Raw genomic sequence first — 8,294 nt, 5'->3', positions numbered from 1 at the left:
TTGCTGCTTTTTCTATCTTGCCATACACGGTGATTCCTGGCTTAGTTCGGGATTTACCGGGTTAAATGTATCTGGTAGTTAACTAAACCCTTCCTCATCCGCCGGGTCGCCGTAGGGGTCTTCGCTGGCCGGAGTCAGGTTGCCGAACATTCCAGCATCCGCTACATAGTCTGCGGGGTCGCCGTAGGGGTCTTCGCTGGCCGGAGTCAGGTTGCCGAACTGTCCGTAGTCGGTACCGGCGTAGTCTGCGGGGTCGCCGTAGGGGTCTTCGCTGGCTGGAGTCACGTTGCCGTACTGTCCGTAGTCTGCGGGGTCGCCGTAGGGGTCTTGGCTGGCTGGAGTCACGTTGCCGTACTGTCCGTACTCAGCCGGGTCGCCGTAGGGGTCTTGGCTGGCTGGAGTCACGTTGCCGTACTGTCCGGGATTTGAGGCATCTTGGTAATTGCCGTCAGGATCGAATTGCTCGCTGTCTGGCCCAACGATCGCATCTTTTAACTTCCGCAAAAATCCGTCTACCATGATAAAGTTCCTCTTTTTTAGGTGTTGAAAAACGACTGTTTTAGATTGGGAACCCCACATTTAATTGAAAGTCAGGGAACCTGCAATCTAAAATCTCAAATGCTTAGACTACTGTGCCGGAACAGGACTTGTAGCTTCAGGCAAGCTAGTAAGGTCTCGACCAGTATTTTGGTTGTTGTACCCCTGGAATTCGCGGTAACGCACTGCCTCGGACTCCGGAACTGTAATTCCTCCCGGCGGGGGCGTTACCCAGACCGCGCGATTCTGGGCATCGCGGTAGTAAACGCGACCGTTTTTGGAAAGGTAATGTTTTCCCTGCGGCCCCTTTTCTTGTTTATTTTTGTACTGATTGTAGATGTAGTAAAGGGCCGCTGCTCCTGCTAAAGTAATCCCTACTTTTTGAGCCGTGTTCAGTCCTTTTTTCGCTTGTGGGGAAGGAGTGGGGGCGCGATTAGTTTGCACTCCTCCAGCGCGAGTGTTGTCAACAGGAGGCGGGGGAGCGTAAGTTCGCTCGTCAGAACCGCAAGCACTCACAAAGGGAAAGGTCAGCAGCGTTGTCAGCAGCAGAGCCATGAAGCGCGATCTTTTGGGTTCGGGTTTGATTGTGTTCATTGCCGCTCCGAATTGTCGGGATTATAGGTAGGGTGTGTTCTGGCGAGGTTAAGGAACCTGAGCTGCTGCCAACTGTTTTTAGAGTAAATTAATTTCTCAAAGCAATTTTGACCAAAAAAGTAGTTGCTGAGAATTTATCAACAGCGCAGGTACGGTATTGCGTTTCTAGATTAATCATCCTCAAATCTCTTGATGATTTACTCATTCCAGGGATATAAATAAAGTTTCTTTTATTTCAGTCTGGAGGTATATGCAAATGCGCGCCTTCGGGTAAAAATAAATTCCGTTTATGGACTGCTCAAAGCAAAGTGAAGCAGACGGAGGGGGGCGAGTGCCAAGCTCAAAGCAGCACTAGCGAGGGAAAGGAGGCGGGATTTATAAGTTCGGCGGTGTTTAATTTCGCCAGACTGCTTGTGGGAGATGCCTGTATTTTTTTGTGGGAATTGTGGAGAGGTCGATCGCACTATTGTAGAAATCTCTTAACAGCGAGACAAAGCCCCCGAAGCTTTTCGGATATTTAGGAAAATAAATAATTTATTTACTGCTGGATTGTCGATCGCAGTTGTATTTATTGTGGCAAAAAATCTAATTTTTTATAACCAACAAAAGCAACTCAAGGAATTGCTGCAAACCAAACAGTGCGGCGAGCGACAGTTCGCTTAAATTTGCCGGGATGGGCCGAATTCGAGAATCCTAGCTTGCAAGAAACTAAAATGCCAGATGGCAAAATTCACCCTTAATGGCAGCCCATAAAACAATCTGGTGTGTCATTACTTGTCAACTTCTTTTCATTCTTTCCGCTCTCTGTTTCTCTTTCTCTGTGTCCTCTGTGGCCTCTGTGGTTCATAAAAAAAACCGCCGGCTGACTGACAGGCGGCGGTTTTTTTAAGCAACTAACAATCGCCTAAAATTAGTGAGCAGAACCGTTACCGTGATACTTGTCAGTATCGTAGAATCCGTTTTTTGTGCCAAAGAACAGACAACAAACGGTGAAAACTGCTGTCAAGACTGCTAAAACTAACTTAACGTCCATAATTTACCTGCTGTTGTTGAGTGAGTGCAAATACTCAGATTGTAGAATCTTTTTGGCTGGCGCGGCCATCTACCAGCGTAGCGCCAGATTTACTGGGATGCTCGCTGGTGCGGCAGTTTCCTGACGGCGAGACGATTCGGGGAATGATTGTCGAAACCGAAGCTTACGGGCCCGGAGATCCCGCTTGTCACGCTTACCGACAACGCACTCCTCGCAATGAGGTGATGTTCGGGCCTCCGGGTATGAGCTACATTTACCTAATTTACGGGATGTATCACTGTTTTAACGTGGTGACGGATGCAGAGGGAGTTGCTAGTGGTGTGCTGATTCGAGCTTTGCAGGTAGATGTGGTTCCCCAAGAATTCGCTGCAATTCCTGAGAAGAAGCGATCGCGCCTCGCCGCCGGGCCTGGGAAACTGTGTAAGGTACTGCTGATCGATCGAACTTTAAGCGGTTTTCCCTTGGGTGCAGGCCAACCGCTGCGATTGGAACACCGGAGCGAGCAATTTCAGCAAGCTGTGGAGGAGGGTACAATAAATTTTGTCCAAACTACGCGGATCGGGATTTCTCAAGGCATGGATTTGCCTTGGCGCTGGTATGTAGGGAACTGTACGGCTGTGTCACAACTCTAGTAATGTCAAAGGTATCAGCGTAAATTTTGTAGCTTATCTTCGTGAAATTATGGCTTACTCTTCTGAAAACCCGATCGTCCAACTCAAAAAATGCCTGACGCTGGCTCAGGATGTTGGTAGTCACAGTGAAGCCAACCGGGCCTTCCAGCAATTGTGTGGGATTATCGATGCTGAAAACCCAATGGCGGCGCAACTTTTGGAGATGCTATGGGAAGAAGCAATTATGGCGAGGCGATCGGCTTTATTTTGGCAGCAAATGAGCGATGTTGAGAAAGATATGGCTAATAGAATGATGGAAAATATGACGCAGATGCGGCAGAATTACTTGCGGCTGATGCAGGAAATGTAGGAGTTGGTAATTGGTAATTACTAATTGGTAATTGTTCGGACTTTGCCAACAGGCGTAGGGTGCGTCAGCGCCGATATTTGATACCGATCGAACAATTTGTTTCTGACGCACCTTACAATAAATTCTCCTACTTCATTAAAGCAGCGCCGCGGTTGTAAAGTTCGCGGGCGTAATCAGTCCAAGTTCCCTGTCCCCAATAGCGGAAACAGCTTGTTTGCACCAACAAATTGTAAAGCAAAGCTTGCTGGTATTCAAACTGCTTAGTAACGGTGGCATCTTGCTGCACCAGCGGATCGTATTTTTTGTGAAATGCAGCGCTGAGTAGATTCATCGGTTCCAAGACATTTTCGTAGCCTTTCACCCAACTCAAATCGTTTGTCCAAGAAGCACCATCCATGTGAAAATTATGGTCGGTTTGCTTGAGTTGGGCGATCGCACTTTCCACTTTTTCCGGTGTTGCACTATCAGCATCGACTAGGTGCCAGATTTTGTGCTGGTTAACCCCTTGACAAATCGGATAATCATCAGGATTAACACCCGCCGCTTCAATTATCTCCAAATATTCAGTGCCGTTTAAACCAACAACACCGGATTTTCCCCCGCCTTGTTCGCGGTTTTCGTGCCAAGCTTTGACAAAAGCGCTGGGAAATTCATTCATCATCACGCCGCCATTTTCTCCGTCAGCAATCTGAGTGACTAAAGAAGGAACTGTGACATTGCCAATTTGCTGTTTATTGCGTCCTTTTGCTTCGTAATAAGGCTGCATTTGACCGACCAATTTCGTATCCGAACCTTGGGTTTTAATCAAAGCCGTGATGCTGATTGTTTCGCCGTGAGAATTGCGCGCAACCAAACGGTTGGGAATATATTTTTGGTCTTGCGACAATCCCGAACCGTCTGGATTTTCTACAGAATGTTCTTGCACCATCAGCCAGCGATAGCCGCATTCTTTCAAAGCTTTGATGTATTCGTAAAGTGTATCAGGGTGATTTGGAAAGTGCATTTCTGGGGGCGAAAAACCTTTGACGCGCTTCAGAGCATCAATGCCAAAAATTGCCGCAAAATGATGTTGCCATGCTTGAATTTGGAGCTTGATATCGGGGATTGGAGTTGAGGGAATGACGGCGTGACTCCACATTGTCCCCAGCCATTCTACGTGAGGTTGATATTGAGGATCGCAGGTAATCCGCTTGAGATTATCAAAGATATCGTCGCGTCCCATTTGGCGCAATCCCCACAATAAGTTGCCCGAATAGTCGAGCATAATTCGCGGGTTGCAACCTTCAGCAATTAGTTGGGGAATGAATTCTCCCATGCGAGAATAGCACCAAGCAAAGACTCCGGCGTTGTGATTGTCTCCTTGGTTGGGATGTTCAAACATATGCTGGAGATTGCAGATTAGTTCGCCGTTTGCACCGGCAGGAATTGTCGGTTGGTGCATATGGAGGGCGCAGGCGAATCCGGCTTGAATGTTTTCGAGGCGCAGATTTGTGGTAGGTAGAAAGATTGGTTCGTTGCTATTGGCTGCGGCACTGATTTCCGCTTCGGAGCCGCAAATGTTGGGTAATCCTGAGTTGATTTCTTGTAAAATGGGTAAATTGGGAGATTGTGCGATCGCAGGCATAAGTTTTTCTCAACAATTGTGGAGGGGCGCTGTCTGCTATTGCTAAGATAGCTAGATACTTTAACAGTAGCAGAGGATGTCTGCCAAAGATAAATTTCACAAGATAAGTCCGGGAGCGCGGAAGCTCCTTATCTTGGGTAAAATGTTTAACACATTTCAGGTAAATAGGCGAGGTAAATTATGAAATACGAAATCAAGGTTTTGGAACCGACGGATTTGTGGTACATCCAAAATAATATCAATCCAGAAACCAACAAGTTTTACCATCCCACTAAAAATATTCCGTTGGTTCAGCAAGCGGAAATTAATTTGAACAATTCGGGAGTGATAATTCAAAAAGGTGCGCTGCATTGGTGTATTGGAAAATTGACCGAAAGCATCCAGGATACCCGCCACGTGATTCATCCGTCCAGAAATAAAAAACCTGTATCCGATGAAACTTGCCCGCCGAATTTATCTCGCGCAAGTCAATGCTTCAATTCTTTAATCTAAAATCTAAAATCTAAAATCTAAAATCTAAAATCTAAAATCTAAAATCGATTGACGGTAGGTGGAGAATTGCTGTTACAGCTTTGCGCGAGCAAAAAGCTACTGTTATAGCAGCTACAAATTCACCCGCTAAGATTGTCGAACTCAAACAAGGTGAAACTTTGATAGCTGATTGCGATTTGGTGAAAGGATTTACTCAGGGGATTGAAGAAGATTATCGAAAATTAGGTCATTTTGGCAAAGGCGGTGGAGAGGGTTATGTTTGGTATTATCAGGGGAAAGGTAAATTATTAATATGTGAAAATGATGCTATGGGTTTGGGATAAGTTGTTGCATTTTTGTCGAGCGGTATGAGAATTATGAGTGGGATTTATGTAAGGAATGAGAATTAAATAACTTCCACTCTTGAAAGTGGGATGGGCGTCCCGCCCGTCCCACAATAACAATTAAAATTGTAAGTTATTTAATTCGCGATCCTAAGATAAGGAGGAAGAAACATCGCACACAAATTTGCAGGCATGAAAGTGTCTGAGATTCTCAAAGGTAAAAAAGGTAGTATAAAACAAGCACAGCTTCCGGCAACTTCGCCAAGTTGGGAAGAATTTAGCGAAATGATATGGGAGCAAATAGAAAGAGGTGCTGAAGAAAATATCCCGGCTTTAGGATGGTTCGCAAATTGTTGAGCGATCGGAGATTTGATAGATGAAAAATAATGGATTTGACCAACTAATATTATTTTTGCAAAAGTTGGACAAACAGGCGATCGATTACAGTTTAGCGCATCATCGCGATGAAGCTATGATGGTAATTGTAGCTGTACCTGGGGAACGGTGGGAAATTGAATTTTTGAGTGATGGTTCGGTGGAGGTAGAGAAGTTTGTCAGTAATGGAGAGATTGCTGGAGAAGAAGCTTTGAGTGAGTTATTCGCTCGATATTCGGAACTAGACGAGACAAATGGCGATTTGACTCAAAAGATTGAGTTGACAAATGCGAGAAGATGAGTTATGTTTTGCGGAATTTGGGATCGAGTTGCCACAATTTCGACTTGCTCAACCGATGATTTTTCCTTTGAAGGAGAGCTTGCAGCTTCGCCTCGATGATATCCTTCCCCGTTGGGCTATTGCCAGTTATCGCCCCAATCCGTCTCAACATCCACTACCAGCGCCTATTTTCCCTGTATTCCCAATGGCCTACTTGCTTATTTGGCGAGAAACCATATACTTTGTCATGTTAAGAAAATATCTTTTTGATTCATCCAGGAGCGAGAAAAAAAAATGTACATTGTACAAATTGCCTCGGAGTGCGCCCCCGTCATCAAAGCAGGGGGTTTGGGTGACGTAGTTTACGGTTTGAGTCGGGAGTTGCAGAATTCCGGCCACTGCGTCGAGATTATTCTACCGAAGTACGACTGCATGAGGTACGACCACATTTGGGGACTTCACGAGGCCTACCGGGATTTGGCTGTGCCCTGGTACGGCGGCGAAATCCTCTGTGATGTCTTGTGCGGGTGGGTGCACGGGCAGTTGTGTTTTTTCATCGAACCTCGCTCTCAAGATAACTTTTTTAATCGCGGCTGTTATTACGGGTGCAATGACGACAATATGCGGTTTGCATTTTTCAGCAAAGCCGCTTTGGAATTTTTGCTCAGAAGCAACAAGCGTCCCGATGTGATTCACTGTCATGATTGGCAAACTGGTTTGGTGCCAGTCCTGCTGTTTGAAATTTACAAATACAATTGGATGGAATATCAGAGAGTCTGCTATACCATTCACAATTTCAAACATCAAGGCATGGGAGGTGGCGATATTTTGGAAGCAACGGGTTTGCACAGACCGGATTATTATTTTGATTACGATCGCCTCCGAGATAACTTTAACCCTTTTGCTATCAACTTTATGAAAGGCGGCATTGTTTACTCGAACTTTGTCACCACGGTTTCGCCCCACCATGCTTGGGAAGCTCATATGGGCGAGTGTGGCTACGGTTTGGGGCACACATTGCATTTATATCAAGAGAAGTTTCGCGGGGTGCTCAACGGCATTGATTACGATGTGTGGAATCCTGAGACCGATCGCTATATTCCGCACCACTACAATCAGGAGGATTTGGCAGGAAAAGCCAAAACTAAAAAAGCTTTGCGCGATCGGCTGTTACTGCGCGATGCTGACAAGCCTATTATTACCTTTATCGGTCGTTTGGACGACCAAAAAGGTGTCCATCTCGTCCACCATGCAATTTATTACTCTCTGAGTAAGGGGGCACAATTCGTGCTTTTGGGTTCCGCGACGGAAGCGGGAATTAACGATCATTTCCAGCACGAAAGACAGTTTTTAAATGATAATCCAGACTGCCATTTAGAACTAGGTTTTAATGAGGAACTGTCGCACTTAATTTACGCGGGTGGGGATATGATTGTGGTTCCCAGTAATTACGAACCCTGCGGGCTGACTCAGATGATTGGGTTGAGGTACGGCACTGTTCCTGTGGTGCGGGGAGTTGGCGGTTTGGTGAATACTGTGTTCGATCGAGATTACGACACCCGCCACCTGCCGGAAGATCGCAACGGTTACGTGTTTTACCAAACCGACTACGCCGCTTTAGAGTCGGCGCTCGATCGGGCGATCGGATTGTGGTATGACTATCATGATGAATTTGAAAAACTCATGCTTCAAGGCATGAATTGTGACAATTCGTGGAAATATCCAGCTAAAGACTATGTGGAAATTTACGAGCTAATTAGACACAAATAAGCCGTAGGATCTCAGATGCTGCACCATTGTCAAGAACGGACTCTGGGGCCCGTTCCACAAAGAATGAGTTTTCTCGCTTCACAGGCCGTCCAGCCTGTTCATAAAAGGCTTATTGAGAATGGTGCAACATCTCAGATGAAATTGTTGTGGGGAGTAGGGGCCCTAGCGTCCCGCCCGCCCGAAAAATACAACGCAAGATGCCCGACAGCTAAGGATCGCGAATTAAATAACTTACAATTTTAATTGTTATTGTGGGATGGGCGTCCCGCCCGTCCAAAAAGGACG

At 46.1% G+C, this 8,294-nt stretch carries 11 protein-coding genes; 7 read left to right on the top strand and 4 right to left on the bottom strand.

Annotated features, from left to right (window positions below; genetic code table 11):
* Positions 1–78 precede the first annotated feature (78 nt).
* The 3 genes from QUB20_RS27435 to QUB20_RS27425 all read right to left on the bottom strand — a co-directional run bounded on the left by QUB20_RS27435 (position 79) and on the right by QUB20_RS27425 (position 2,164).
* Entirely contained in the window at positions 79–519 is a 441-nt protein-coding gene (locus QUB20_RS27435; RefSeq protein ID WP_333251136.1) for a translation initiation factor, read from the bottom strand.
* A gap of 108 nt (positions 520–627) precedes the next feature.
* On the bottom strand, positions 628–1,131 hold the full coding sequence (locus QUB20_RS27430; RefSeq protein WP_333244067.1) for a hypothetical protein: 504 nt from the start codon (positions 1,129–1,131) through the stop codon (positions 628–630).
* Between the two features lie 910 nt (positions 1,132–2,041).
* The gene (locus QUB20_RS27425) at positions 2,042–2,164 is read right to left on the bottom strand and encodes a hypothetical protein (protein WP_006633228.1); all 123 of its coding nucleotides are present in this window, start codon (positions 2,162–2,164) and stop codon (positions 2,042–2,044) included.
* Positions 2,165–2,184: 20 nt separating this feature from the next.
* On the opposite strand from QUB20_RS27425, the gene QUB20_RS27420 reads away from it, so the two are divergent.
* Together QUB20_RS27420 and QUB20_RS27415 are read left to right on the top strand one after the other, a co-directional pair.
* A complete protein-coding gene (locus tag QUB20_RS27420; protein ID WP_333209862.1) occupies positions 2,185–2,796 on the top strand; it encodes a DNA-3-methyladenine glycosylase in 612 nt (203 codons plus the stop codon).
* Positions 2,797–2,845: 49 nt separating this feature from the next.
* A complete protein-coding gene (locus QUB20_RS27415; protein ID WP_333051735.1) occupies positions 2,846–3,145 on the top strand; it encodes a hypothetical protein in 300 nt (99 codons plus the stop codon).
* Positions 3,146–3,272: 127 nt separating this feature from the next.
* On the opposite strand, the gene QUB20_RS27410 is transcribed toward QUB20_RS27415, so the two are convergent.
* The gene (locus tag QUB20_RS27410) at positions 3,273–4,769 is read right to left on the bottom strand and encodes a glycosyl hydrolase family 57 (protein ID WP_333251138.1); all 1,497 of its coding nucleotides are present in this window, start codon (positions 4,767–4,769) and stop codon (positions 3,273–3,275) included.
* Positions 4,770–4,949: 180 nt separating this feature from the next.
* Here QUB20_RS27410 and QUB20_RS27405 point away from each other — a divergent pair, with 180 nt between their 5' ends.
* The 5 genes from QUB20_RS27405 (at position 4,950) to glgA (ending at position 8,009) form a co-directional block, all read left to right on the top strand.
* Positions 4,950–5,261: a hypothetical protein gene (locus tag QUB20_RS27405; protein WP_333051740.1), complete on the top strand. Its 312-nt coding sequence runs from the start codon at positions 4,950–4,952 to the stop codon at positions 5,259–5,261.
* Between the two features lie 80 nt (positions 5,262–5,341).
* Complete coding sequence (locus tag QUB20_RS27400) at positions 5,342–5,584, top strand: hypothetical protein (protein WP_333251140.1); 243 nt, start codon at positions 5,342–5,344, stop codon at positions 5,582–5,584.
* A 192-nt stretch (positions 5,585–5,776) separates the two neighbouring features.
* A complete protein-coding gene (locus tag QUB20_RS27395) occupies positions 5,777–5,941 on the top strand; it encodes a hypothetical protein (RefSeq protein ID WP_333251143.1) in 165 nt (54 codons plus the stop codon).
* A 19-nt stretch (positions 5,942–5,960) separates the two neighbouring features.
* Positions 5,961–6,260, top strand: coding sequence for a hypothetical protein (locus QUB20_RS27390; protein ID WP_333251146.1), 300 nt, complete (start codon positions 5,961–5,963; stop codon positions 6,258–6,260).
* Between the two features lie 273 nt (positions 6,261–6,533).
* Entirely contained in the window at positions 6,534–8,009 is a 1,476-nt protein-coding gene (gene glgA, locus QUB20_RS27385; protein WP_333251150.1) for a glycogen synthase GlgA, read from the top strand.
* The last annotated feature ends 285 nt before the right edge of the window (positions 8,010–8,294 follow it).

The sequence above is a fragment of the Microcoleus sp. B4-C2 genome, from assembly GCF_036705265.1.
Taxonomy (GTDB): Bacteria; Cyanobacteriota; Cyanobacteriia; order Cyanobacteriales; family Microcoleaceae; genus Microcoleus.
Note: the sequence above shows the minus strand (reverse complement) of the source record. Positions and strands in the feature narration are given on the sequence as shown.

What these genes read in the sequence shown, in the direction of transcription:
- QUB20_RS27430 (WP_333244067.1), bottom strand. Translation starts at nt 1,131, where the DNA reads ATGAACACAATCAAACCCGAACCCAAAAGATCGCGCTTCATGGCTCTG.
- QUB20_RS27435 (WP_333251136.1), bottom strand. Translation starts at nt 519, where the DNA reads ATGGTAGACGGATTTTTGCGGAAGTTAAAAGATGCGATCGTTGGGCCA.
- QUB20_RS27415 (WP_333051735.1), top strand. Translation starts at nt 2,846, where the DNA reads ATGGCTTACTCTTCTGAAAACCCGATCGTCCAACTCAAAAAATGCCTG.
- glgA (WP_333251150.1), top strand. Translation starts at nt 6,534, where the DNA reads ATGTACATTGTACAAATTGCCTCGGAGTGCGCCCCCGTCATCAAAGCA.
- QUB20_RS27395 (WP_333251143.1), top strand. Translation starts at nt 5,777, where the DNA reads ATGAAAGTGTCTGAGATTCTCAAAGGTAAAAAAGGTAGTATAAAACAA.
- QUB20_RS27410 (WP_333251138.1), bottom strand. Translation starts at nt 4,769, where the DNA reads ATGCCTGCGATCGCACAATCTCCCAATTTACCCATTTTACAAGAAATC.
- QUB20_RS27425 (WP_006633228.1), bottom strand. Translation starts at nt 2,164, where the DNA reads ATGGACGTTAAGTTAGTTTTAGCAGTCTTGACAGCAGTTTTCACCGTT.
- QUB20_RS27405 (WP_333051740.1), top strand. Translation starts at nt 4,950, where the DNA reads ATGAAATACGAAATCAAGGTTTTGGAACCGACGGATTTGTGGTACATC.
- QUB20_RS27390 (WP_333251146.1), top strand. Translation starts at nt 5,961, where the DNA reads ATGAAAAATAATGGATTTGACCAACTAATATTATTTTTGCAAAAGTTG.